We start from the raw sequence: 26,050 nt of genomic DNA on the forward strand, positions 1-26,050 counted from the left end.
TATATATCAAGGACTATTAGCCCCAAGATATCAGCCTTTGACTGATCCAATCAAGACACCTTTGACAAAATGCTTTTGCAAAAACGGGTACACAATCAGAATAGGCGTGACTGCAATGACAATTGCCGCCGCTTTAATCCCTTCGGGAGTAAGCGTCATCTCCGCAACACCCTCGCTGCCGGATGCATGATCTAGTAGATTCTGATCAACCTGCAGGATCATTTGATAGAGCTTTAGCGTTAAGGTTTGCTTGGTTGTTTTGGTAACGTAGAGCAATACATTAAAGTATGAATTCCACCAGCCTACCGCATAAAAGAGTGAGATAGCCGCTATGATCGGTTTACATAATGGTAAAATAATTTGAACTAATATCCGCCAATCCCCAGCGCCGTCGATAGAAGCGGATTCCTCCACTTCTTCCGGCAAACCCTCCATGAACGTTTTCATCACAAACATATTGTACGTACTGATTAGTGAGGGAAGCCACAACGCCCAATAGGTATCCATAAGTCCTAATGATTTAACTAGGATAAAATTCGGAATTACACCCGACACGAACAGCATAGTGAAGGTGATGAAAATGAGCAGTCCATTACGTCCCATTAGTCTTCGTCTGGAAAGCGGGTATGCAGCCAGTAAAGTAAGTGTCATATTGAGCACTGTGCCGACTATGGTTACCAGCACCGTATTCCACATCGCAACAAAGAGCTGCCCATCCTGGAAAAGGCGTTTATAAGCCTCTGTATTGAATTCGACCGGCAACCATGTTACCTCGCCCGCTGTAATAGCTCTACTGCTGCTGAAGGAGGATACAACCTCATACCAGAACGGGTATAAAGCAATTAACGAAAGAACGCCAAGTATCGCATAATTAGCTGACGTCCCTATACGGGATAAAGGGGTTTGCTTTCTATATAAACTTTGCTTCACTACCATAACCCCCGTTCTCCGAACGCTCGAGTCAATCTGTTTACGCCTACGACCAGTATCAAGCCAACGGCGGATTGGAACAACCCTAAGGCCGTCGTATAGCTGTAGTTCATATTCTGTAAACCGACACGGTACACGTATGTACTAATGACATCCGCAACATCCAAGACAGACATATTCTGGAGGACCAGTGTCTGCTCAAGACCCACATCCATCATGTGCCCCATTCGTAGAACAAGCAATATAGCAATTGTGCTGCGTATGCCCGGTAAAGTAATATGCCAAATCTGACGCAGTTTCGATGCGCCGTCCATCTTGGCTGCCTCGTATAGCTGTGGATCAATCGACGCCATGGCAGCCAGATATAGAATCGTGCCCCAGCCCGCTTCCCGCCATATGCCTGATAACGTGTAAGCAACAGGCCACCAGCTAGAGCTAGCCATGAAATATATAGGTTCGATGCCAAATACCTTCGTCAGCACCATATTGACAACACCCGTGCTTGGTGAAAGCATAGCAATGAAGATGCCTCCAAGAACAACCCAAGAAATGAAATGAGGCAAGTAGAGCAGATTTTGAACGGTCCGTTTGTACCATTCCTTACGTACTTCATTAAGAAGAAGCGCGAGTAGTATGGGTACCGGAAATCCAAAAACAAGGCTGTACACATTGAGTAGCAATGTATTTCTTAATACTCTCCAGAAATCGATGCTTTGGAACAGGCTTGAAAAGTGTTTGAGCCCTACCCACTTGCTGCCGAAGATACCATCGGCGAATCGGTAATCCTTGAAGGCAATAATCTCGCCAGCCATCGGAGCATATTTAAATAATAGATAAAATCCAATCACTGGAAGAAGCATTAGATACAAATGTTTATCCCGTATCAACCGGCCTCGAAATGTCGAAGGAATCGGCTTGGTTGAAATTGGCTTCCGCTGGCTTCGCTTCTTAATTACTACCGTCCCTCTTTCCTCCATGTTGTGTTCACCCTTTCCAATTGTGAGCCAGCTGTTGTACCGGCAATATCATCGTATCCTGCCGTTGCTTACTTGCAAATAGACACGTTTTGCTCTGCTGTCTTTTCTTAATAATTACCATGTCACCTTACTTAAACTAGGTTCATTTTTCTAAGGTGACACATATAAGTCTTGCTGATTCATACATTAAAATAGTGTCCTTAATTAGAAAGGAGCTCCTTTATGTATGCTTATCCGCCATTTTACAGGCCTGCTTCTTCTTCACAGTTGAACCAATCCTCCACCGTCGAAGTTGTAGGCGAGGGAACTGTGACCGCTGCTCCCGATCGTGCCGAAATTGTGCTTGGGGCCGTAACAGAGGGTCTCGATTTAAATAAAATTCAAAACGAAAATTCTAAAGTCATATCAAATGTCATCCAATCACTTCTCCAATTAGCCATTCCGCGCGAGAAAATACAAACGACTGATTATCGAATTGATATCCAGTACGATTATAAGGATGGAAAACAAATCTTTACCGGCTATAAAGTAACTCATTTGTTGCAGATCATTAATGACAAAATAGCGCAAACAGGAAATATCGTTGACACTGCTGTTGCCAACGGTGCCAATGAGGTTACCGGAATCCGATTTACAATGATCCAACCTGAATCGTATGAATTTCAGGCATTATCGCTGGCCATTCATAACGCAAGACAGAAGGCATTGACGATTACGCATACATTGGGGACAACGCTTGCTTCTACCCCCTACCAAGTCAAGGAGCTTTCTCGAACCTCGGAGCCAGTCCCCTATATGGCTGCCAAACTTGCGGCCAACGCAGCCACCCCAATCCAACCTGGACAGATTGTGTTTCAAGCGAAAATTCAGACGTGGTTTTTTTTCGCTTAATAAACTGGCCTCGTACATCAGAAATTGCATAATAAAAGCGGCAACCATAGACGAATGAGTCCTAGACTGCCGCTATATTGGTAATCTTATGTTTTCTTAAGTATATACTGGAAAATAATTACTTCAATTAAACTCCCATTAACACAAAAAGGCAGCACTCGGCAGCCTTTTAAAGTGGATTATTCAACTAACGTTCGCCGTTTAACTCCTGTAAATGGATAAATTTCAGTTTTGTAAAAAATGAAAGCCTCCGTACATGGAAATATGCTAAGGGTCAAAGGCCATTGTGGGTGTAGACATTGCTAAGGAGGCCCCTGTTGCTAGAAGAGAAATGGTGTTTTACACGTCAACATTACTTTTCAATATACCGATATATTCTTTCCAAGGCCCAATGTCCGCCCTGTATCTCTCGGCCATTACCCGTACGATTTGAGCAATGTGCGCTAAATCATGAACAACCCAGGTAGAAAGTAATTCTCTTATCTTCACTATGCCTAATCTAGGGTGTAAACCAGTCAATTCAAGATTCAGTTCAGTTTCAATAAGAACCTTAAGTTTGGTTAGATTTTGTGTTCTAAGCTTTTTAAATTCAACTAACTTTTGTTCAATCGATGAAATTTCATTTAAATGAGAATAGCGATCAAATGAGGGAAATGGTTTACTTTCACCTTCCTGAAGAATATATTCTAATCTTGGTATCCAAGTATCTTCCTCTAACTCAATTAGGTGTTCAATTACTTCAGAAACATTCCAGGTTCCTTCGCCTTCGTTGCATTTCAACCATGTATCAGATATACCAGATAAAAAAAACTCCAATGCTTGTGGTGTACGTTCCAGAACCTCAATAGCTTCTTTCATAATAAAATTCATGTATTTGCTCCTTTCTATGATGAATCCCGATTTTGCGTTCAAACTCAGTACCTATGCTAATTGTTGCGCGATCTCCCATGCATGTCCTGCAGGATCGAGGAATGAAATCGTGCGCACTCCCCACGGCCGGTCGATCGGACCGTTAAGCAGAGCAACCCCGCGTTTTTTCAATTCAGCACAGACCACATTCACGTCTTCAACCCGAATGGTAAGCAGGAAGCGGGATCCGGATTCACTTGTTGCGATCGTTCCCGGCTTCATCAATTCGTATGACTCGGAAATATTCAGGAGGTTCACGCTCATATTCCCGAAATTAAAAACCGCAGAAACTTCGTCTTCATATACGGCTTGAAGTCCGAATACTTCCTGATAGAATGCCTTTACCTTCTGAAAATCCTCAACAAACAGCGTAATAACATCCACATTCATCAATCCTAAAGTCTTCATCTGTACACACTCTCCTTTAGAAATTGGTATTAATTTATCAGCACATTCTCACAAGTACCTGATTTTGATGGGAGGGAATGAACGGGTCTAGCCCTTATAAAATTGAAACTCTTTATCATAATAGATTCGATCGTTTCAATCGTTAACCTGCCCCGTTATTATTGATTGACCATTTTTTTATTTTTGTCGATATAAACAAAAAAAACCTTCCTGCATTTGCAGAGAAGACTCTTTAGCAAGCCACGGCAGCCGATCGTGTGCCGGCTGCCGTTGGATTGTGATTAATCGAATGGAAAAGAGAGCAGTTACCACGGCGGCAATCTGCTCTCTGGTTATTTCGCTTTCATATCCATGAACTTTAAATCAAACTGCATTAGAGTCTTTTTAAAATGTCTTCTACTTTTGCTTGCATAGATTGCACCGTTGTTTTCCTATATTGAATACCAAGCCGAATTACCTTCAATTGCTGTCTTCGGGATAGCATGCGAAAACGTGGTTCTTGCTTTAAAAAATTTCGAATAATTGTCCAACTGTTGATTTCAAAACGGTTTGGTTTGAGGTAAGGAACTTCATAAGGCAGTTGTCGTTTTCGAAATCGATTAACAAGATTTCCAAAGTTGGCTGAAATCTTGCTTTCATCTACGATACACACAGCCCGATTTTTATTGGTATGCTTTTTGAGGAAAGCGAAATGATGATGTCCGTCTTGTATGATATAGCCGCCATCTTTCTTGCTTTTTTGCACGATTAATAATTGCATAAGGTCCTGTGCAACTTTTTTTAACTCCTTCTTACGAGGTGAGGACTTAGTGGTGGTGCTTTCCTGCTTAATCTTACATAGAGGTATATATTGCACTGTATATCTCAACGCTACCCCTCCTCAACAACGCTGCTTAATGTAATGTATTCTAAGTTATTACAGTGTATGTATGTTAACGTATTGAAGGTGCTTGCTTAAATGGGAATATAACTTGGCCGTAGGATCAGGGGGAAAATAATACAATGGAGCCCGCAAACCCGCGGCGCTCCGTTGTGTTATTTTCACTTTGTTCCCAATCTTTTAAGCAGCCTTTTTCCCAAACCTTCCCGACCGACTCCCAAAGCTTTCCCAAACTTTTCCCAGCGATGTCTCTAGGAAAGTGAATTGCAGGCATTGTAAGATAATGCCATAAGCAAATTCAAGTTTGGGAGGAACGTTATCATGACAAAAAAAAGTAAAACAATCATCCACTCTGCTGCGTTAAGCTCAGTGCTGGCTGGTGTAATCGCGTTTGGAGGGATCGCAGCCGCTTTTGGCGAAACTGTGCCGACAGGGGTTGAGATTAAAGAATTCAGCCTGTTGGATACCGCAACGGATGTCGTTGGTGCTGCAGATTTTACCCCAGAGGGAAATAAGGACGGCCACTTTAAATTGCTGCTGAACCTCGCTAATAAAACCATGATTAAGTCTGTTGTTTTGCGGTCAACCGATGATTACGGCAAGGATAACTATCAAGGCGTATGGCGAACAAACCGCGTCACGACAGGTTGGTTGTTGGGGATTGTGCAGGATAAAACCGTGGTTACACCTAGCGGGACCACCCATGAAAGTGAAATCATCAATCCAGGCTTCCGCAAAGATGTGAAAGAGCCTGTTGGCGAATTTGAAGGCAACTTAACGTTTGATTTGTACGCCAGCAACAACGGCACAATCAAAGAAACGCAATCTTATGTGCTTGAGATTGAGACTCCCGAAGGTACAGTCGTTTCAAAACCAATTAAGTATAAAAAGCCAATGACGAGTGGTGGAACATCATCCACTTCAACGCCATCACCTACCACAACGCCAAGTCCGAGTCCAACACCGGCACCGACGATACCAACACCAATTCCTAGCCCGAACCCTTCCACTCCGCCGGTACCTGCTCCAACACAAGGTCCGACGATTCACGTATGGCTGTTGGGTCAAGAGCTCCAATTTGAAGACGCCAAACCGATTATCAAAGACGGATCTACGCTTGTTCCATTTCGCAAGCTATTTGAATCCCTTGGTTTCTCTGTGAATTGGGTCGATAACGGAACTACACAAAAAGCGATTGGGACGAAAAATGGACTAACCATCGAACTCACGATGAACAGTTCCACAGCCAAAGTGAACGGTAAAGATGTCAGCTTGACCATACCAGCACAAATCATTGACAATCACACCATGGTACCGCTCCGATTTGTTGCGGAAAACAGTGGGTATCAAGTCACTTATGCGAGCGATGGAACTACCGCAACAATCCGAATTGAAGAACCCACGGACACAAGTTCAACACCCGAACCAACACCTGTACCAGTACCAGTACCAACTCCCGTACCAGCACCGATTCCGGATTTCCCAAAAGAAACCGCTGAACCTTATTTAGCTAAAGGATATGTGCGCGACATACAGGGTCACCCGCTCCCTGACATCGTTGTGTATGCCGATAACACGTTGTTGTACGACAGCAATATCATTGGTGTAACCGATGAGAATGGTCACTACGAAATTGAACTGCCACAGCTTGCGACTTCCTGGTCGATGTCAGCTGATATCACTAAATCATTTAACGGTAAAAAATACAAATTCCATCTGGAATCGGATAATGAAGTTCCATTAACGGGAAGCAAAGGCGGGGTTCGGAATTTTACTTGGACGAATTTTAACGGACAAATCTATATTTATCCATTTTTCACATCTTCCGATGACTCGATGCCAGAATTCGATTTGAGCGATCTGGAAGTGACACTTACACCCGTTGGTCCCCTTCTTGATGGCAGCACTGGACAAACGATCATTAAACGTGGCGGCCCGGTTATTGGCGGCGGAGGTATTGATGAAATTCCGATCGGCAAGTACAAGGCAACGGCTCGATGGATGCCCGAAGGATACGCTCCGATGCCTCTGCCAATTAGCCATGGCGGTGCTTATTCCAATTCTGTTGAAATCGAATTTCGTGAGCCTAACGGCGTAAATACGTCCAAATATCTAAGCGAACTTGAAGTCAAGATTCCATAAACACCCGAGAGTTATGCACCACTTGCCAGCAAAATCAAAGAGCAGATGCCTTGGCGATCTGCTCTTTGTGATATGTGTCTGAGCTTAATCCAAGTACAATAATCAGCTAAACATGTAGGATTTCTTGATAGGACTCTTCCGCAACTGTTGCACTTCGTGTACCGAAATGTGCTCCGATTAATCCTTTAATTTGCAGACGTGGAGATAAAATTGCGTGTACGATTGCATATTGATCATCGGCCTCACATTTAGCATCCGAATTAATGATAACGCGAATTTGTTTCTTTTCTGGTACTTCAAACGGCATCTTCATCTTATCCACACCTTATTCGTTATCCTAAAAAATATCATGTAATTGAATTACATATTAATGAGTATTTTTCAGTTTTATGTGTGGTTTTTTTAGAATTTTTATATCAACTATCCTACGAACATTTCTACCCGCTGGCTATTACTCCAGTCAAATTTCAATATTGCCGTTCGGAATATGATTTCAAATGGAGGAAAATACTAATCAAAATTTAATTAGGGAGTTATCATCGTGAAAACAATTAAACCCATTCAGCTTGGTTCAACTAAATCGAATATCAGTGAAAAACTAACATCAGCAGAAATGGGTAAACTTTGGGCAACATATATGGGAAACAGCATGTCAACATGTATATTAAGCTATTACCTTCAACACGTTGAAGACGAAGAGATCAAAACTTTATTAGAGAATGCATTAAATTTATGCGAAGAGTTCATGAAAACTACGAAAGATATTTTTTTGAAAGAAAACTTCCCAATTCCTAATGGTTTTTCAGAAGAAGACGTTAACCTTGGTGCTCCTCGTTTGTTTGAAGATGTATACTATGTACATTACTTGAAATATGTATGTAAAGCAGGAATGAGTATTTATAACGTAGCCGTACCACTTGTTTATAGGAAAGATGTAAAGGAGTTTTTTATTTATTGTATGGATTCCACCATGGCTTTGATGGGACAAATCAACGATTTATTATTGAATAAAGGATTAATCATTAAACCACCTATTATTCCAGTTCCAGATAAAGTGGAATTTGTTCATCAAGGTTTTTTAAATGGTTTTTTGGGACATGTACGTCCTTTACACGCATTAGAAATTGCCCATTTGTATGATAATATTGAAAACAATACAACAAGCAAAGCATTAATCATGGCATTTAGCCAAGTAGTAAAATCGGAAAAGATTCGAAAATTGTTTATAGAAGGTAAGGATCTAACTCATAAAAGCATTGAACAATATATGGAAAAACTACATAATGAAAATCTACCTTCACCATCATTTCTTGACCATCTGGTTACAACATCAACGTTTTCTCCATTTTCAGATAAAATAATGTTATTTCATAAGATTGACATGTTTTCAATGAAAATTAGAGCGTTTGGAAATTCTGCGGCTGTAAACGGAAGACATGATATGGGAGTCCTATATGCAAAGTCATTAATGAAAATCTCATCATTTGTTGAAGATGCAGCGAAAATTTTGATTGAGAACGGATGGATGGAGCAACCACCTTTTGCTGTTGATAGAGATAAGATAGCGACTGTAAGGGGCCGTTAATAACGGCGCTATTATTCTGATCCAAACCATCATTACCGAAGGGCGTTCTAATCACCCGACAAAATAACAGGAAAAGATCGTATTGGGCCTTCTCTCCTCTCATTCTGCCGGCAGCCTCATAACCGCGGCACCGGCGAAACAACTGGCAAGTATACCTCAATCGTAGTCCCCTGTCCTTCAATGCTAGAAATGTTTACGTTCCCGCCGTGGGATTGGATAATTTTGATTGTTGTCATCATGCCAAGACCGGTCCCATTCTCTTTCGTTGTATAAAAGGGAGAGCCAATTTTGGCAATTAACTCCTTGGAATCCCTATTCCTTGGTCAATGACCTGGATCAACATAAGCGATGCACTTGGCATGGATGCGATGATTTGGATGACCCCGCCTCCCGGCATAGCTTCCATCGCATTTTTGATGATATTAATAAAAACTTGCTTTAACTGCTGCCCAATGCATAGCATGGCAGGCAAGCATGCCAGGTTTTCGGTTTTGATTTCAATTCTGTGGATTAAAGCCTGTGAGCCAAGGAGAAGCACGACATCCTGAATGATTTTATTCACCTGTTCACTTTTAAATTCCTGGGCTTGCGGCTTGGCTAAGAACAGCAATTCACTCGTAATGAGTTCTATCCTACCCAATTCTTCCATCATAATTTTAAAATATTCTGTATGAACCCCCGGTACCTTATTTTCGATAAGCTGCACGAACCCTTTGAGAGATGTAAGCGGATTCCTGATTTCATGGGCAATTGAAGCGGCAAGCTGTCCAACGGCCCTTAGTTTTTCAGACTCCAATAACAGCACTTCATTTTTATTTTCCTGTGTGATGTCTCGCGCAACCCCATATACCCCGACAGGTTCATTATTCACAATGATTGGCATATTCGTGACTTTAAGATCGAGGATCTTCCCGTTTTTATGGTAAGCCCTCGTCTCGTAATGCTGTGTGATGCCCTTGGCTGCTTCCTCAAAAAATTTCATCGTCTTATCCAATTCTTCAGATGGGATGAGCGGAACAAACGTCATGTTTAGAAGCTCATCTTCGCGATATCCCAACAAACGCTCCGTGGCTGGATTAACGCTGAGGTAATTCCCATTTAGATCCAAAGAAAACACAGCATCGGGGTTATATTTAAAAAGAGACTCGTAATGTTGTTCCTTTCGTAGCAAGACACTCTTCTTGCAAGTAATATCCTTAAAGTATATCGAAAGACCATTGGAGGATGGATAGGCTCTCACATCAAACCACTTTTCTAAAGGAGGAACGTAGCTTTCAAATTCCACTGTCACTTGTTCATTAAATGCTTTGTGAAAGTGTGCATAGAATGACAAATTTACGCCTTCTGGAAATTCATTCAATAGACTTTTTCCGATGATGTCCGTTTGCGCACGGAACAGAAGTCTAGACGCTTCGTTGTTCATGTATGTAAGTAACCAATCGTTATTAACTGCAAAAAATGCATCTGTGACTCGATCTAAAACTTTAAGCTGTTCAGGAATATCACCCATATGCTCTCCTCATTTCGCAAAAAGTGATTGCAAGCAATTCAAAAAAGCCTAAATAAAAGGTGCTTTCGCAACTTTTATTTAGGCTTATGTCCAGCTCCTTCTCTGGCTCATTACCGCCATACTATCAACTTGAATTTAAAATAAATGCGATGACGCTTTTGTCAAGATGAAAATCCCAATCCACAAAAACATCAATCACTTTCGATTTCAACATGTCGGCAAAATGACCGTTGCTATGCAAATGGCTTTTTTCCAGGTTACGTTTGGCCAGCTTTAAACTCTCTTCGTGGCCGATCCGAATTAATTCTTTCTCTATGCTGATCAGGATACCGTTCCGAATGACAATAAGCGTTCTTTCATTGATCATGCAGGAGTACAGCTCATCCGGTCTCTTTTGCACTTGGCAACTAATCGCATCAATTTCCTTATGAAGCTCTTCTTTACCGGTATAACTTTCCTGCAAACCAGTTTGTAACCGATTTTCACCCGGTTCAATTCCTACCAATACACCCGAATGATTATGTAATCCCCAATCATAATAAAACTCCTGAATCTGCATGCCTGCAAGTAAAAGCAAATAGGCTTTTATTTCAGGGATTAACGATTTCATTACGAGGTCTCTCGTATTTTGAATGGAGAAAATCTGGTCCTGCTTAAGAAGTATCTTCTCTGTCGGCGATAAGAAGCTGCGCAAATAGATAACAACGAACGGGCGATTAATACTCACGAAAATAGATTCCAGACCTTTACCGAAAGCTTCTCGAAGCAATCTGCCAACATGGCCTGCAATTTCGTTATGTGTCTGTTTCTCGGTCGTATTCAAATCATTCATCCTCGGTATAGGCAAAAGCGTACTGTCTTTCACCCTATGTTAATTTTAAATACTTTTATTAAATAAAACAACGTCTAAAATCTCGATGTATTATTTTCCTTTTTAACCCATTCTATCCCTTATTTAAAAAAATCGCTCCTCAGGGTTTATTGACTTGGATTTAAAATGAATACAATGATGCTTTTATCCAGATGAAAATCCCAGTCGGCAAAAACATCTATAACTTTTGAGTTTAATATGTTCTGAAAATGTGTGTTATTGCTATGTAGATATCTTTTTTCAAGATTGCGCTCCGCTATTTTTAAACTTTCCTCAAATCCAAGTCGAATGAACTCTTTCCCGATGCTAATCAGTATGCCCTGACGGACAACGAGGAGTGTTCTTTCATTAATCATGCAGGAATAGATTTCCTCAGGACTCTTTTGAATCTGATGACTGATCTGATCAATTTCTTGATGAAGTGCCTCTTTTCCTACGTACCCCTTTTGTACACTTGCCGCAAGATTGCAGTCGTCATTTGATCCAATCCCAACAAATACGCCTGATTGATTGTGAAGCGCCCAGTCATAATAAAACTCACAAATCTTCATATCGGTATGAATGAGTAAGTAGGCTTTTATTTCCGGGATTAACGATCTCATCACCAGGTCTCTAGTATGCTGAATGGAAAGAAGCTGATCCTGCCTAAGAAGTATTTTCTCCGTTGGCGACAAAAAATTCCGTAAATAAATGACAATATAAGGGCGGCTGATGCTAACAAACACAGACTGAGGACCTTTTCCAAAAGCTTCTCTTAGTAATCTGCCTACGTAACTTGCAATTTCATTTTGAGCTTGTTTATCGTTCTTATCCAAAAAATCCATCCTCGATTTAGGTAAAGCATGCATCTTTTACCTTGATGTAGTGTAGTATTTACGAAATCAAAAAAAGCCTAAATAGAAGTTGTCAGGAACAACTTGTATTTAGGCTTATGTCCAGCGCTGTCTCTGGTTCATTCATGCCAAATTGCAATATTCGGAATATGAGAACACCTTTGATAACTTTAGGCAAAAGCATTATGTCTTCTACCCTGATTTTTATTGTAATAACTTTTACCGAATAAAACAACCATTCGTTTCTTGCCTATGACATTATCCTGATTCACTTTTACTATTTATTGTGGGGGGTATAACCATCCCTAGGTTCCAAAACTAAAAACCTCCCCATAGCGTTTTAAGCGATAAGGGGCGGTTTAAGCGTGCCATCAGCTATGTCAAAAGCCCAAGCTTCTTTCCAGCTTTATCCAACGCACCAATAGCGAAATCCAGATCTTCTAACGTATGTTTCGCCGTGACAATGAATCGCACGCGACCTTTATCCATCGCGACCGTCGGGAAAACGATGCCTTGAGCGAACACGCCTTGCTGCAGCAGCAAATCCGAGAACAACATCGTCTTCGCCGGATCGCCGATGATGACGGGCACGATTGGCGTCTCGCTGGCGCCGGTATCAAAACCAAGTACCTGCACCTTCGTTCGGAAGTATGTCGCGTTAGACCATAACTGGCTGATCAATGATTCGCTTTGCTTCAGTACGCGAATTGCGGCTAAGCAGGTTGCGGCTACCGAAGGCGGCGCAGAGGTGCTGAACAGAAACGGGCGCGCTTTCTGGATTAAAAAATTCTTCAACAACTGGTCTCCGGCTACATAACCACCAACCGCACCAACCGCTTTAGACAACGTGCCTACTTGAATGTGTACGCGTCCGTTCAACCCAAAGTGGTCAGTGGACCCTTTGCCGTTGCGTCCCAACACGCCGCTCGCATGTGCGTCGTCGACAAACACGATGGCGTCATATTTCTCCGCCAGCTCTACAATCGCCGGGAGCGGTGCGATATCACCGTCCATGCTGAACACGCCGTCGGTTACCACGACGCGTTTCGCGAACGACCCGCACTCGCGTAGCACCGCCTCGAGCTGGTCCATACTCTTATGCGCATAGATGCGACGCTGCGCTTTTGTCAGCCGGATGCCGTCGATAATACTGGCATGGTTCAATTCATCGCTGATGACGACATCATCAGCCCCCAGAATCGTCATCACGCCTTGGTTCGTTGTGAAGCCTGATTGGAATACCAAAGCGGCTTCCGTTCCTTTGAAAGCCGCCAACTCTTGCTCCAACTGGTCATGAATGTCCAGCGTGCCGGTTATCGTTCGTACTGACCCGCTGCCAACACCATATTGCTCGATCGCCTCGATGGCTGCCTTTTTCAAATCCGGATGATTCGTCAGCCCCAAGTAGTTATTCGAAGACATTTGCAGCACGCGACGACCGCCGATGGTCATCCACGTGTCAGAGCCTGTCTCCCAAACAGAAATCGGACGGTAACGCCCCTCCTTCTTCAATTGTTCCAGTTCACGCTCAAGTGAGCTCCAATTGGCCATATTCGATTTCCTCCCTCTGCCGCAGCGGTAACCTGTCGTGTGTGAATATCACCTTGCCGCATAGTCCAGAAGCCATCAGGTCAAAGGCCTCCTCAAAACGGTCCAGTGTAAATGTATGTGTAACAAGGGGACGCAGGTCTATGCGTTTCTGATCAATCAGCCCCTTCAGCTGATACCAGGTATTGTACATACGGCGGCCAGTTATTCCTTCTATCCGAAGCCCTTTGAAGATAATATGCTTGGATAAATCAAGCGAAACCTCTTTGCTCGGTATTCCGAGCAGGGATAATCGGGCAGCCGGCGCCGCAGCTTCGAAGCCGGCGCGAATTGCATCCGGATGGCCGGACATCTCCAGCACTACCTCGGCACCTTCTCCACCGGTAGCGGCCATAAGCGCTTCCGCAAGCGGAGTTTTGGTGCTGTTGATTGTGATGTCTGCTCCCATCTGCTCGGCTAACTTTAACCGGTAGGGATTCACGTCGGCCGCGATGACCAAACCTGCCCCGCTCGCCTTAGCAACGGCGACAGCCATCAGCCCGATCGGCCCTACACCGATGATGGCAACCGATTTGCCGACGATATCCCCGGAGAGCACCGTTTGCACCGCATTGCCTAGCGGATCCTGCAAGCAAGCGATCTCGTAAGGCATGTCTGCGCGGTTATGGATCACGTTAGTTGCCTTCACGACCGCATACTCCGCGAAGCAGCCAGGCGTCGTAATCCCGAAACTGCGCGTGTTCGGACAGACGTGGGCGTTGCCAGTACGGCAAGTTTTACAGACACCGCAAACCATGTGCCCTTCGGCCGAGATATGCTCCCCAAGCTTCACGTTCTCCACATCGCTGCCCACCTTCTCGACGATGCCAGCGAATTCATGACCAAATACATTCGGCGTAACGACTGCGCTTTCTGCCCAAGAGTCCCATTTGTAAATGTGCACATCCGTTCCGCAGATTGAAGTCGCTTTCACACGGACCAACACTTCATCTGGTCCGCAGCGTGGAATCGGCAACTCCTTCAACATGGCTCCCGGCGCTCGATGCATTTTGACCAACCCTATCATTGTTCCCATCGCATATTCCTCCAAACTGCCCAAATAATGCGTTATAATGTATTTTTGTGCGCTATATAATCCTTATACATCATATTATACACACGTGCGTTATATTGTATATAGTTTATTCGCCTACGATTTAAAAATTTTCTAGGAGTCGTTTGCCAATTGGTAGGGTTGGTTTATAATGAGGAATAGAAAATCGACCGTTTTTGTTAGGTAGGCAGGAGGATCCATTAGTGGAACAAGAGCACGAACAGATTCATAAAAAAATCGGCAAAAGCCTGCAAACGATTCGTAAAGCGAGGTCGTTGAGCTTAGATCAAGTGGCAGAGCTAACCGGCGTGAGCAAAGCAATGTTGGGGCAAATCGAACGCGGAGACTCGAATCCGACCATCTCGATCCTTTGGAAGATCGTAAATGGCCTTCATATTTCTTTTACATCGCTGATTGAAAACGAGGAGCCTAAGGTAACGCATTTTCGCTTCTCCGACACGGAACCACTCATGGAGGAAGATGGCCACTATCGAGCGTTTCCGCTTATTCCTTTCGACCAGAAGAAGCAATTTGAAATTTATACCGTCGAGATGGATCCCGGCTGCAGCCACGCGTCGGAGCCGCACAATGAAGGTGTTGAGGAATACATCCTTATGATGCAGGGCGGACTCGAAGTCACGTTTCACCAAGAAACTTTTCAGATGACGGTTGGCGATGCTATTCATTTCTCGGCCGACCAACCTCATACGTACCGAAATACTGAAGATATTAAAACCATGTACCATACGATCATTGTGTATCCTTCGTAAATTTCCGTTTTTGAGCGTTAATTCTTCATCTCTAGCTATCAAAAACCCACCGCAAATACAAATACGGTGGGTTTTTTCCTCACAAAGTGTACAACTCCTAGACCTATTGTTGAATCCTAAGCATTTCCTCAAACAGAACGAAGTGGCTGTCTAGAATCTCATCTGGTGTTAGTTTCACGCCTGGAGCCGCAAGCCCCATGTTCGATTCAAAGGTCATGCTCATGCCTCCGCAGACATGATGAATGGCAGAGGTCAGATTGAATGAAGGATGCGCGACAGCCCCCTCGCCGACCACTAATTGATTTCGTTCTGCAAAAGGCAACCCCTGTTTGGCAAAAGCAACACCAAGCTGCCGGTTAAACGCTTGTTGCTTCTGCATGACCACATAGGGCAAATAGTGAATTTCCACAAAGTGATTGGCGTTATTCGCGCCCCCATGCAGCTGCACGGTCAGATCCGGCGCTTCCCCATCCGCGAGCTCTAGCAGCGCACGGGTTTCCTGCGCCATCGGGACAAAGAAATTATCATGCATCAGATTCACACCATCATCGTTAAAATAAGAACCAAGAAAATCCGATGCCTCTTTAATCGGATGCACAGCCTTGCAGTCTGGCCACCCACAGAGCGAACCGTCTTTCCAAGTTCCTTGCATGTAATACACAGACTGCTCAAATGGCACTTCGATGAGTGAATCGATCGGCAAGCGGGCTCGGCCATCTGGATTCATGCACGGAATGAGAAGCAACCGAAATTTAGACGCATTTTCCAAAATGTAATCATGTCGTTTCCCCCGGAAATCCGTTCCGGTTTCAAGGAGGTGAATGAGGTTCATAACAGCCACTATTCCCTCTAGCTCCCCTCCGTGAACGCCTCCGATCAGCAATAACACAGGCTTATTTCCCTTGGTTTTATCCGCGTAATGCTTCGGATTGCCCGCTCCGCAGGCTGAATTATAATTCGCTTTTCGCTCGAAACTTTCCTTCTCGCCGTAGGCAACGGTATAAATGCTTCTTCCACCCGCCGATTCCGTAAGCACACTTGTGGTTCCCCGCTTCACACTGTGTACACAAGCTTCAATCTCCGATAATTGACTCTTCCAAAACGCGTTTGGCATCGTCTCCCCCCTCCCCTTACCCTTTAACAGACCCCATCATCGCGCCTTTGACAAAATGCTTTTGAATAAACGGATAGACGAGCAGAATAGGCAATGTGCCCACCAAAATGACGGCATATTTGAGTGACTCCAACACGACTTGCTTATTGCCGATTGCCGAGATTACGGTTGTATCCGTCATTTGACCGACGAGTACGATATTCCGAATAGTCACCTGTAGTGGGAACAGATCCGCATCTCGAATGAAGATCAGCGCGTAGAAGAAATTGCCCCAAATTTGCACCGCGTAGAATAACGTGATCGTCATGATAACCGGCTTAGAAAGTGGCAGAACGACATTGATCAGGATGCCAAGATCTGATAGCCCATCAATTTTTCCTGACTCCTCAAGTTCCTTTGGAATCCCTTGAAAAAACGTTCGCATGATGATTAAGTACCAGGAGGACACAAGTCCGGGCAGCACCATAGCCCATATGGTATCCAGCAGCCCATAACTGCGTACAACCAGGTAAGTTGGAATTAAGCCACCTGAGAACAGCATTGTAAACACAATCATCAGCATGAACGATTTGCCAAAAACGAGGTTCCTTCTCGATAAGGAATAGGCTCCCATCGTAGTGAAGATCAGCGAAAGTGTGGTTCCCAGCACGACATATATGAGCGTATTTTTGTAGCCGATAAGAATGCGCTCATCACGAAGAACGGCGGTGTAGGCGTCAAAGTTAATGCCTTTGGGCCACAAGCTAATTTGATTCGTCGTCACGTTATCCCCGGAGCTTATAGAAACTGCTGCCATGTGAAGAAAGGGAAACAGCATGGTGCAAGCAAAGATTCCCAGCAGCAAGATGTTGGCCATATCAAAAAAACTTCTACGCTTGAGCATACAACGTCACTCCCTTACCATAGGCTAGTTTCTCCGAATCTGCGGCTGAGTTTATTGCTTGCGTAGACAAGTATGAATCCAATGATACCCATAAATAAATCAATGGCTGTCCCATAGCTGAAGCCTCCTTGCAAAATACCAATCCGATAGACGTATGTGGAGATTATGTCGGATGTATCATACGTAGCTGCATTGGATAACAGAAACACCTTTTCAAAGCCGATTTCGAGCACTTGCCCGATTTGTAAAATGAACATGATGACGATCGTCGTCGCCATGCCAGGCAGCGTCACATGCCAAATTTGCTTGAACCTGCCCGCCCCATCCATTCTCGCCGCTTCATATTGCTGAGGATCAATCGTCGTAATCGCCGCCAGAAAAATAATAGAGCCCCATCCCACTTGCTGCCATATTTCCGAGGTTACATAGATGGTACGAAACCATTCGGATTCCTGCAAAAAGTTGATCGGTGGGATGCCGAACCCTTGCAGCATGTGGCTGACCCAACCAGAACTTGGCGACAACAACATCACAATAATACTGGATACAACGACAGTGGATAAAAAATAAGGCAGATAGCTCACCGACTGAACAAATCGCTTGTAATGTGATCCTCGCAGTTCGTTTAGCATGAGGGCGAGAATAATAGGTGCGGGAAATCCGAATAAAAGCTTATACCCCCCTAAGAGAACGGTGTTCTTGATGATGACCAGGGCATCCCGATTTTCAAGAAATAACTTGTAATACTTAAGTCCGACCCACTCGCTCCCTGCGATTCCCTTAAACAAATTGTAGTCCATGAAGGAAATGACAATGCCGAACATCGGGACATATTTGAACAGGATATAATACACAAGAACAGGCGCCAGCAATAGTAAAAAAGTGCGGTCTCGGCTCATTTGACTGAAGATGGATGGTTTCAACGGCAAGTCTCCTTCCTGAAGCGAGAAGGCTGAAGTCAAGCTAACTGACATTCAGCCTTCGCATTTAGCAGCAATAGATGTTAAACACGTCAACTCAACGCTATTTCGTGTTCTTTTTCAATCGATCAAGACCAATTTGATACGTGTCAATGAGCTTTTGCGCACCGATTTTATTGAGCTCGCCAATGAATTTATCCCACTCGGTCATCGGCGTTTCACCCATAATAAATTTGGCTACGGAAGATTCGTAGTATTTATTCAGTTGGTCCTCGATCACCGAAATCGAGCTTTTCTCTTCGCTAGTAAGAGGAGGCAAAGCATTGATTACTGGGAAATGATATTTAGCAGCCTCATCAAAAGAAAACCGTTCATTTTCATTGCTGAGCGACTTCGACGACTCAAAATCAACGACACCATACGCGCCTGTGGTCATAAGACCCAGCTCTTTGCGTAGGTCATTTGGCGTTTTGAATTGCGGCAGAAACTTACGCTTCCCGTTTTCAACAGTGAAGGATTCCCCTTCTTTCCCCCAGCTTAAGAGGTCTTTCCCTTCCTTTGAGTAAATAAAATCGAGGTATCGCAGCGCAGCGTCTAGGTTCTTCGTCTTAGAGGATACGGCAAAGCCATATTCTTCAAGATCCGCTTTCGGGATGTAGCCTTTGCTACCGTACCCGACCGGAGGTGCCATAAATTTGAGATGAGCCCCGTTCTGAAGCTGCTGGTTCATAATCTCGATTTGACCAATAAACTGAAGGGTCATGAACGATTTATTTGTAGCAATGAATTGGGTCCACGCCTTATAGTCCATCGAGAGCCAATCCGGAGGCGTCAATCCTTCCTTATAAAATCTATTTAAGTATTCCACCATTTTTTTGAATCCGGGATCGGTCGCTCCGTACTTGATTTTCCCGGTTGCTTTATCTTCAAAGAATCCCGGATAGACGCCAAACGAAGGTCCGAAATATTTTAACGTATTAATACCATGTCGGAAGACGAACGGATAGCTGTCCGGGTACTGCGCTTTCAGCTTTTTAGCCGTCTCGTAAAGTTCATCCCACGTTTTAGGCTCTTGCAGATTATTTTTCTTAAAAATATCATCCCGATAAAAATACACGAGCTGATTCCCCGCACCCATGCCATCATTGAGCACATGATACATTTCGCCTCCAGGCGAGGTAATTCGCTGGGTGACTTCCGGACGGGAAGCCAGGAACGCTTTCAGATTCGGCATTTTATCCAAATGCTTGGAAAGATCTAGAAACGCGCCTTGTGGACCGTACTTCTGAGCGTCTGGCGGAAAGACCGACATCAGATCTGGCATATCGCCAGAAGCGATTGCGAGAGCGAGCGACTCCGGACCCGTTTGCGTTTCTTGATTAATGGTAATATTCGTCCGCTCCTTGATCCATTTCCAGACTGCCCAATCTTTCTTGACCGGCCATGCAGGCGAAAGATCGGTCAGCATACGGAGTGTTGCCGGTTCAGGCAATTTGGTTTGTGTCGTTGCGCTGGCAGATGCGCTCAGATTTGGAGCGGCACTTGAGGTTGCAGCAGGATTTTGCTGACCTGTACAGCCAGTTAATAGAGCAGTTACCATGGTGACGGCCAGTGCGCCGCTTTTTACTTTTCTCTTTGGTATCAAGTTACATGCACCATCCCTTTTCATTGGTCTAAGAGCTAGCAGCAATGAATGCGCTTACTACCGCTGTATCCTTGCTGATATCGTCATCATAAGGGAACTTTTCACATCAGGTAAATCAGCAGAAGCGAACAAGTTGCAACTACTTTCCGCTTTTCTAATAATAATACCATCTTCTGCAAAAAAGCTTATACACCTCCATGAACGTAGACTAACTTACCATTGAATAATGATTGTCGGATTTACTGCCGTGTCGATCAGCTGCTCTTTGCGAATCCCACTAGCTGTTGCGCTAAACGTATAGGTGCCGGGAAGAAGCTCCTTTTTCACTGCGCCGAGAACGGTTGTTCCAAATGTGCGCCAGCCATCTGCATAATAAGAAACTTCGCCATCAAGCGGGTTACCTTGCGCGTCCTTTAGCTGGACTGTGGTATTCACTGTCTGAAAAAGTACCGCTGAATCATCAGCCGTATTCTGCTGCTTTTGCAAGCGAGTTCCTTCGTAGGACACCGCAAAGCTATACGTACCTGGCAGCAGTTCCTTGCTGACTTCTCCGTAGACGACGTCTCCGACTGTTCGCCAGCCATCCGCATAGTAGCTTGCGTTCCCTCCGCCAAGCGGATTGCGTTGGCTATCTTTGAGGAGCAGCTTAACGTTCACGGTCTGAAAGAGAACGACAGGATTCAAGGCAGTATTTTGCTGCAATTGCAGACGTGTTCCTTCGTATGCCATCGCATACGAATACGTGCCGGGCAGCAATTCCTTGCTGACTTCACCTTTGGCAGACGTTCCGAATGGCCGCCAGCCGTCTGCATAATAGCTAGCTTCCCCACCACTTAGCGGATTACCTTGGCTATCTTTGAAGAGCAGCTTGACGTTCTCCGTTCGGAACTGGACAAGGGCATCACTTCCCGTGTGTTGGGAAAGCTGCAATCGGGTGCCCTCGTAAGAAATGGCGAACGCATAGGATTTGTCAGGCAGCGCTTTGCTAACCGAGCCTGACGCATCTGTGATGCCAAATGGCTTCCAGTCACCATCATAATAAGAGACGACACCTCCGCTGAGCGGATTACCTGTGCTATCTTTTAATTGAACTTTGACGCTACTTGTGGCAAGTGTAAAACTCAGCTGCTTGACGGACTCCATATTCCCTGATTTGTCTGTTGATTTATAGAGCCAAGTATAGGCGCCTTGCTTGTCAAACGTAACAGGAGCTGTATAAGTCCGCCAGGTGGCCCCGTTATCCAAGCTATATTCGGTTTTGGCCACGCCTGATGCGTCATCACTGCCAGTAAGTGTAACGGTAACTGGATTTGTGTAAGTGCCGTTTGGTCCATCTGGCTGTATTGGCGATAAGCTCGCGGTCGTCACCGGTGCTGTTTGATCCGGTTCGTCTTGTTGGTACAGAGTCACATAATCGAACGCGTATTTGCCCGTAAAGCGATTGGCGCTGAAACGGAAGGAATCGATTCCCTCTTTTACTGGCTCCGTATAAAAAGGAATCCCCTTCACTTTATAAACACCCGTCGCCCGATTTAGTGTACCGTAATCATCTACGATGCCGGTATAGCCTTTTAATGCATCCATTTGTACGGTTAGGTCAACCTTTTTAAGTGCTGTATCTAAGTCAACTCGCAGTGTAACCCATTGATTCTGAGGGAGAAAGAAACCTACCGGCTTAGGTATTTTGAACGCCGTGGATGGCGTGTTCCAATAGCCGAAAGTACCGTCCGAGAACCCGGAGAAACGTACAATTTCCGAACCGGAACTGCCCAGCTTGAGTTCAAAGTTGCCGATACTCGTACACATGCGATCATTTGAGTCGGTGCATAGCCGATTGTACATAAACCGGGTTTCGAATACCGCCTTTCCTTTTATCGCCGTGTTGCTTCTCGTCACAATTGGATCTTCTACGTATTCATTATCCGCCGGGAACGTCGAATCTTTCACTAGCAGAATCTTACCGCTGGATGGAGCGGAAGATTCAACAGTTACCGTAGAGGTCGAATCTTTTTTCAAATCAACCTTCCAGTTTGGAGCAGCTAAATTTCCAGCCGACATATTGTCGAACGACTCGTAGTACTCGCCGCCGCTCGCGATTGCCGGCATTGCAATCATAATGCTAGGACCGTTAACTGTGCGGTTTCCTTGCGCATCCGCTGCTTCAACTCGGAACGTATAAGAAGCTCCCGGTACAAGACCGTCTACATCATAGGCATTCAGATGTCCAGCAACCGTTCCGGCAACAGTACCGTCTGCCCGATAGATGGAATAGGAAGCTACTTTGCCCGAGTTATCTGTTGCCGAGCTCCAAGTCAGCCTCGCTGTAGAAGCAAATAAATGCTCATCTTTTAGCGCACTCGAGGGTCCCCAGTCTGGCGCATTCGTATCCGATGTTGCGAATACCAAGGGCGCACTCGTCAAGGAACGATTATCACTTGTATCCGTTGAAATTAGGGTAATGGTGTACGATGTGGCCGGTGTCAAGCCTGTGATGGTCTCTGATGTGGTGCCATTAGGTACAACCTTCTTCTGTACCCCATTTACATAAAGGCTGTATTCTTTAACCCCTACATTATCGGTCGATGGCGTCCAACTTATGGTCGCAGTCGAATCCGTTTGAGCGGTGATTTGAAGATGACTTGGCGGGGTTGGTCGCACTTCATCCGGCTGATCCTCAATCAAGGCAATCCAGTCCAGATTCATGGGACCACCCGTGAGCCACATTGTAATATCGACAGGTCCAGCTTCCAGCTGCTGCCCCGTTTTGACGCGAAGCCCTCTCCAAACTTCAGGTGTTCTTCCCCAGTCGGGTGTTCCCGTAGCATCATACGTCGTCGGCGCTTCCAAGTAGTACGTTTTATTACCAATCATCGCCAGCCGACCCGTCAGCTTCCCTGCAGGAGGCTCCCATGCCACATATTTTAATACGAGATCATATTTGCCGGACTTCGGCACTTGAATCGTCCACTTCGCCCATTGTCCTGGCTGATCCCAAGCCCCTAAGCCGATGCCGCCAGATAGAAAAGGTCTGTTCGCGTATTTGCTAAAGCTTTTCCCGCCAGAGGCTGCTAGCGATTCAGCTTCCAGCCACTGCATATACAACGTATTTCGCTTTGTATCCGGATCGGTCCACAGCTCAGAAACGGCAGGTGCATTGGTTTGAATCTTCCTTAGCTTCAGGAGTCCGGGATCACCTTGCAAAATGACCGCCGCATTGGCTTCAAGGTAGATGCTTTCGCGCCGTCCATGCTGCTCAAAAAACAAGCCGCTTGGCGCTTCTTCCACCACGTATAGACCAGCTGCATTCGATAGATCTCCCCATGCAACAGGTGCTCCTAACGTGTCGCTATACGCTTGCAGCGTTAGCGTGCTGGACACGCCGTCGACGATCACAGGCAGCGATACGTCAGGAAGCGGACTTGGCACCGGAGCTTGATTCAACTTAAAGTCTCGCTGACCGCTCTCAGCGTGAACAAGAAGGTTGCTCCCTTCCGAATCCCAGTACACGCCGCGCAGGACTCTAGCTTCTGGGGCAGAACCTCCGCGAGGAATCTCTTTCCCATTGCTGCCATTAACCAATTTATTGACCCCTGGTGCATGAATGCGCACTTGTGTATCGGAAAGACTTGAAACGGACAGTCGATCGCGTCCATAGGCAATCGTGGCTTTCTGATCGTTTTCGATTAAAGTGATGCCGTCCTTGACGACCTTCGTCCCGTCGACGAGTAAGATGGAATTGTCTTTGAATGCAATTGCGCTTCCATTAAAACGAATATTACCCGCAACGATTTCCCCAGCTGTCTCCGACATCCGGACATAGACGATCGTTCCGTCTGCGAAGGCGAGTTTCAGATAATCGCCATGGTTTTCGGATACAACATTCTGAGGAGCTGAATCCCTCTTGTACGCTTCTAACGTCGAAACAAATGTCGCCTTCTCCGTTTTCGGCGTGATGAATGCCGCATGCTTTTGCTGTTCTCCACTGAAAGCCTTTGTCGGCTGCAGCGCCATTCCCCCAACGCCAAGGAACTGTTCCTCGTATTCCGTGCGCAATTGCTGCGGTGCGTGGAACCGGACTTTCAGTGCTGCTTCGCCTTTCAAAATGGTTGCTCCCGCCTGATCCGCATCAAGGGTCAGATCGTCTTCGGCATGAAGGCGCCATTCAAACTCATTCCCCTCCGCTTTCTTGGATTGGAGGTTATCAATCACGACGAACATATTCGGTCTGACGTAAATAATGGATCGATCAGCTTTGGACAACGCAGTGGCGTATGCGGCGGACGCATCACCGCTGACCGCATCAAAGTCAGGATGAGTAACGAAGCCCACCACTTTGCCATCCGCATCGATACTATTCACAGGCTGACCGTACTTCCCATCAACGGTAATCGCGTTAGAAGCCAACGTCTGCTTGGCATAATATTTATCGTGATCGGTATCATAGTCATCATAGAATCCGCTCTCAATGGCAAGCGGTTCCCGGAATGCGTTGATAATGAAGCTGTTTTGATCAGCATGACTGTGATTAAAGCTGCCGTAGGGGCTTGATTTAAAATAGAGAGAAACGCTGTCCGGATCATAGAGCTTTTCATGCATGGCGACAAGCCCGATATCCTGAAACCAACGGGAATCCGGCATATCTACCGGCGGTTTAGCCACTACGTCAGGCGCGCCGTAAAAATAGTTGCTCAAGTCAGGATACATGCCGGTTCCGACGGCTTGAGCCGCCCATTTTAGATGAGCATCCTGATACATTTGTGCAAGGCGGTTATAGTTGGACACATTCGGACCACCAGGAGAATCTTCACTGCCATCACCAAAAATGCCTTTCGGGCTGCCTTTTGGAAACGCATAAAGTGGATATAAGCCTTCGTTGCGCGAATAAGCCTTATCGTATAAATTAAAGCCTGTGGCAGCAAGAAGTACATCCATAAATTCTTTGCCAAACAGAGAGGACCACTGCCAGTAGCCGGTTCCCTGCGCCCATCCCCCATTTTCCCCTCCCCAAGGCGGCATTAAATTGATATAGGAAGGAACAACAGAGCGGAACCAAGACTCGGCATCATCCAAATCGTGAAGCATAGCCGTTGCAATGATCCCTATGTACCCGTATGCTGTCCACCCATGGGAGTCGAATGGATTTTTCGGAATCGGATGCTGAGTCGTCAGAGCGTCAACCATCGTTTTCGTTCGAGTGAGCACCATGGCTTTAACTTTATTGCGATCGTCCTGATTCATGAGGCCGTAGAGCCAATCGTACGCCATAGCCGATTTATACGTAATATAGCGGTGAATTTGATCGTGAGAGGCATAACTGGTTACCCCTGACGTATTCCACTTGGCAATATCTTTCAAACGATCTATCGCTCTTTTCCCCACTGTTTCATTGTTCGAGATGAGATAGACAAAAGCCATATCCATCATTTCATTGACGACACCGTCGGAATAGGCACGGTCGACGGCAGTCGGTTCCTTGGGCAAAGCCGTACTTACATTGGCTAGAGCCCAGGCTAGCTTGGCTTCATAGAAAGCTTTTCCCGACGTTTGGGCTAAACTTCTAAACGATTCAAGCGTCTCCGGTTTAGTCCAAATGCGCGGATGCTGGCTGCCGACTTGGCTCAAGAGCGTATCGACTGAAGGCACGATAAAAGGAACATAATCCGCATCAATACGGAATCTGCGAATCTGGCTCCAATCCGACCATCCTCCAGATTGCGTATGATATCGGACACGCCAGTACCAAGTCCCTGCTTCAAAAGTGTGAGGAAAATTATAATAGTTCACACGAACCGTATCGTTCTCGTAAACGACATTGGTTACAGTAGGGCTTTGACTCACCTGGAGGTCGTATTGATCCGCTCCCGGCACCGATGGCCAACGAAAATCGGGCGGGTTCTGCGTTGTCACAAGTCGATCCTCCGGTGCGAATGGCGTATTCAGACCTGTTAAGACAGCTGACGGCCAACTCGATGCTGCTCTCGCAACGTTCGTGTTAAAAAAAGGCGTTAAATCAAACAGACTGGTAAGCAAAATGACAACCATACCTAAAGCAAGCCTTGTCTTCAAGCAACTCCTTAACAATCCAATCATCCCCTTCTTCATGCATAGATTACCTTCAGCCGAACCTCGATGAATGAAATC

Annotated in this window: 21 protein-coding genes; 4 read left to right on the top strand and 17 right to left on the bottom strand. The window is 45.3% G+C overall.

Going from position 1 to position 26,050, the window contains the following annotated elements:
* Positions 1-30: 30 nt before the first annotated feature.
* Both ACSQ8P_RS18095 and ACSQ8P_RS18100 read right to left on the bottom strand, forming a co-directional pair.
* Complete coding sequence (locus ACSQ8P_RS18095) at positions 31-930, bottom strand: carbohydrate ABC transporter permease (RefSeq protein ID WP_436236434.1); 900 nt, start codon at positions 928-930, stop codon at positions 31-33.
* Entirely contained in the window at positions 930-1,907 is a 978-nt protein-coding gene (locus tag ACSQ8P_RS18100) for an ABC transporter permease (RefSeq protein WP_436236435.1), read from the bottom strand. Before ACSQ8P_RS18100 ends, ACSQ8P_RS18095 begins: the two co-directional genes overlap by 1 nt.
* A 222-nt stretch (positions 1,908-2,129) precedes the next feature.
* Here ACSQ8P_RS18100 and ACSQ8P_RS18105 point away from each other — a divergent pair, with 222 nt between their 5' ends.
* Positions 2,130-2,798, top strand: coding sequence for an SIMPL domain-containing protein (locus ACSQ8P_RS18105; protein WP_436236436.1), 669 nt, complete (start codon positions 2,130-2,132; stop codon positions 2,796-2,798).
* A 339-nt stretch (positions 2,799-3,137) separates the two neighbouring features.
* Here the strand turns inward: ACSQ8P_RS18105 and ACSQ8P_RS18110 are convergent, their stop codons facing one another.
* From ACSQ8P_RS18110 to ACSQ8P_RS18120, 3 genes are all read right to left on the bottom strand, one after another.
* The gene (locus tag ACSQ8P_RS18110) at positions 3,138-3,668 is read right to left on the bottom strand and encodes a DinB family protein (RefSeq protein ID WP_436236437.1); all 531 of its coding nucleotides are present in this window, start codon (positions 3,666-3,668) and stop codon (positions 3,138-3,140) included.
* 51 nt (positions 3,669-3,719) lie between these two features.
* Positions 3,720-4,115 carry a VOC family protein gene (locus ACSQ8P_RS18115; RefSeq protein ID WP_436236438.1) on the bottom strand — a complete coding sequence of 132 codons (396 nt, stop codon included), beginning with the start codon at positions 4,113-4,115 and terminating at the stop codon, positions 3,720-3,722.
* Between the two features lie 373 nt (positions 4,116-4,488).
* Complete coding sequence (locus ACSQ8P_RS18120; RefSeq protein WP_436236439.1) at positions 4,489-4,983, bottom strand: hypothetical protein; 495 nt, start codon at positions 4,981-4,983, stop codon at positions 4,489-4,491.
* A 333-nt stretch (positions 4,984-5,316) separates the two neighbouring features.
* On the opposite strand from ACSQ8P_RS18120, the gene ACSQ8P_RS18125 reads away from it, so the two are divergent.
* Positions 5,317-7,137, top strand: coding sequence for a copper amine oxidase N-terminal domain-containing protein (locus ACSQ8P_RS18125; protein WP_436236440.1), 1,821 nt, complete (start codon positions 5,317-5,319; stop codon positions 7,135-7,137).
* A gap of 106 nt (positions 7,138-7,243) precedes the next feature.
* On the opposite strand, the gene ACSQ8P_RS18130 is transcribed toward ACSQ8P_RS18125, so the two are convergent.
* Complete coding sequence (locus ACSQ8P_RS18130) at positions 7,244-7,450, bottom strand: hypothetical protein (RefSeq protein WP_436236441.1); 207 nt, start codon at positions 7,448-7,450, stop codon at positions 7,244-7,246.
* Between the two features lie 228 nt (positions 7,451-7,678).
* Here ACSQ8P_RS18130 and ACSQ8P_RS18135 point away from each other — a divergent pair, with 228 nt between their 5' ends.
* Positions 7,679-8,722, top strand: a complete 1,044-nt coding sequence (locus tag ACSQ8P_RS18135) for a DUF3231 family protein (RefSeq protein WP_436236442.1) — start codon at positions 7,679-7,681, stop codon at positions 8,720-8,722.
* Positions 8,723-8,838: 116 nt separating this feature from the next.
* On the opposite strand, the gene ACSQ8P_RS18140 is transcribed toward ACSQ8P_RS18135, so the two are convergent.
* From ACSQ8P_RS18140 to tdh, 6 genes are all read right to left on the bottom strand, one after another.
* A complete protein-coding gene (locus ACSQ8P_RS18140) occupies positions 8,839-9,018 on the bottom strand; it encodes an ATP-binding protein (protein WP_436239548.1) in 180 nt (59 codons plus the stop codon).
* Positions 9,018-10,232 carry a PAS domain S-box protein gene (locus ACSQ8P_RS18145; protein WP_436236443.1) on the bottom strand — a complete coding sequence of 405 codons (1,215 nt, stop codon included), beginning with the start codon at positions 10,230-10,232 and terminating at the stop codon, positions 9,018-9,020. The genes ACSQ8P_RS18140 and ACSQ8P_RS18145 overlap by 1 nt, the downstream gene beginning before the upstream one ends.
* Before the next feature lie 124 nt (positions 10,233-10,356).
* Entirely contained in the window at positions 10,357-11,064 is a 708-nt protein-coding gene (locus ACSQ8P_RS18150) for a Na-translocating system protein MpsC family protein (RefSeq protein ID WP_436236444.1), read from the bottom strand.
* A gap of 146 nt (positions 11,065-11,210) precedes the next feature.
* The gene (locus ACSQ8P_RS18155) at positions 11,211-11,927 is read right to left on the bottom strand and encodes a DUF2294 domain-containing protein (RefSeq protein WP_436236445.1); all 717 of its coding nucleotides are present in this window, start codon (positions 11,925-11,927) and stop codon (positions 11,211-11,213) included.
* Positions 11,928-12,311: 384 nt separating this feature from the next.
* Positions 12,312-13,487, bottom strand: a complete 1,176-nt coding sequence (locus ACSQ8P_RS18160) for a glycine C-acetyltransferase (protein ID WP_436236446.1) — start codon at positions 13,485-13,487, stop codon at positions 12,312-12,314.
* Entirely contained in the window at positions 13,465-14,559 is a 1,095-nt protein-coding gene (gene tdh, locus ACSQ8P_RS18165; RefSeq protein ID WP_436236447.1) for an L-threonine 3-dehydrogenase, read from the bottom strand. Before tdh ends, ACSQ8P_RS18160 begins: the two co-directional genes overlap by 23 nt.
* Before the next feature lie 221 nt (positions 14,560-14,780).
* Between tdh and ACSQ8P_RS18170 the strand changes: the two genes are divergently transcribed.
* Positions 14,781-15,347: a helix-turn-helix domain-containing protein gene (locus tag ACSQ8P_RS18170; protein WP_436236448.1), complete on the top strand. Its 567-nt coding sequence runs from the start codon at positions 14,781-14,783 to the stop codon at positions 15,345-15,347.
* Positions 15,348-15,450: 103 nt separating this feature from the next.
* On the opposite strand, the gene ACSQ8P_RS18175 is transcribed toward ACSQ8P_RS18170, so the two are convergent.
* The 5 genes from ACSQ8P_RS18175 to ACSQ8P_RS18195 all read right to left on the bottom strand — a co-directional run bounded on the left by ACSQ8P_RS18175 (position 15,451) and on the right by ACSQ8P_RS18195 (position 25,975).
* Positions 15,451-16,461 carry a M14 family zinc carboxypeptidase gene (locus tag ACSQ8P_RS18175; protein ID WP_436236449.1) on the bottom strand — a complete coding sequence of 337 codons (1,011 nt, stop codon included), beginning with the start codon at positions 16,459-16,461 and terminating at the stop codon, positions 15,451-15,453.
* Between the two features lie 16 nt (positions 16,462-16,477).
* Entirely contained in the window at positions 16,478-17,344 is an 867-nt protein-coding gene (locus tag ACSQ8P_RS18180; protein ID WP_436236450.1) for a carbohydrate ABC transporter permease, read from the bottom strand.
* Between the two features lie 14 nt (positions 17,345-17,358).
* A complete protein-coding gene (locus ACSQ8P_RS18185) occupies positions 17,359-18,267 on the bottom strand; it encodes an ABC transporter permease (protein ID WP_436236451.1) in 909 nt (302 codons plus the stop codon).
* A 100-nt stretch (positions 18,268-18,367) separates the two neighbouring features.
* Positions 18,368-19,909 carry an extracellular solute-binding protein gene (locus ACSQ8P_RS18190; RefSeq protein WP_436236452.1) on the bottom strand — a complete coding sequence of 514 codons (1,542 nt, stop codon included), beginning with the start codon at positions 19,907-19,909 and terminating at the stop codon, positions 18,368-18,370.
* Between the two features lie 213 nt (positions 19,910-20,122).
* Positions 20,123-25,975, bottom strand: coding sequence for a DUF4962 domain-containing protein (locus tag ACSQ8P_RS18195; protein WP_436236453.1), 5,853 nt, complete (start codon positions 25,973-25,975; stop codon positions 20,123-20,125).
* Between the last annotated feature and the right edge of the window lie 75 nt (positions 25,976-26,050).

The organism is Paenibacillus sp. LjRoot153 (genome assembly GCF_964253085.1).
Lineage (GTDB): Bacteria > Bacillota > Bacilli > Paenibacillales > NBRC-103111 > Paenibacillus_E.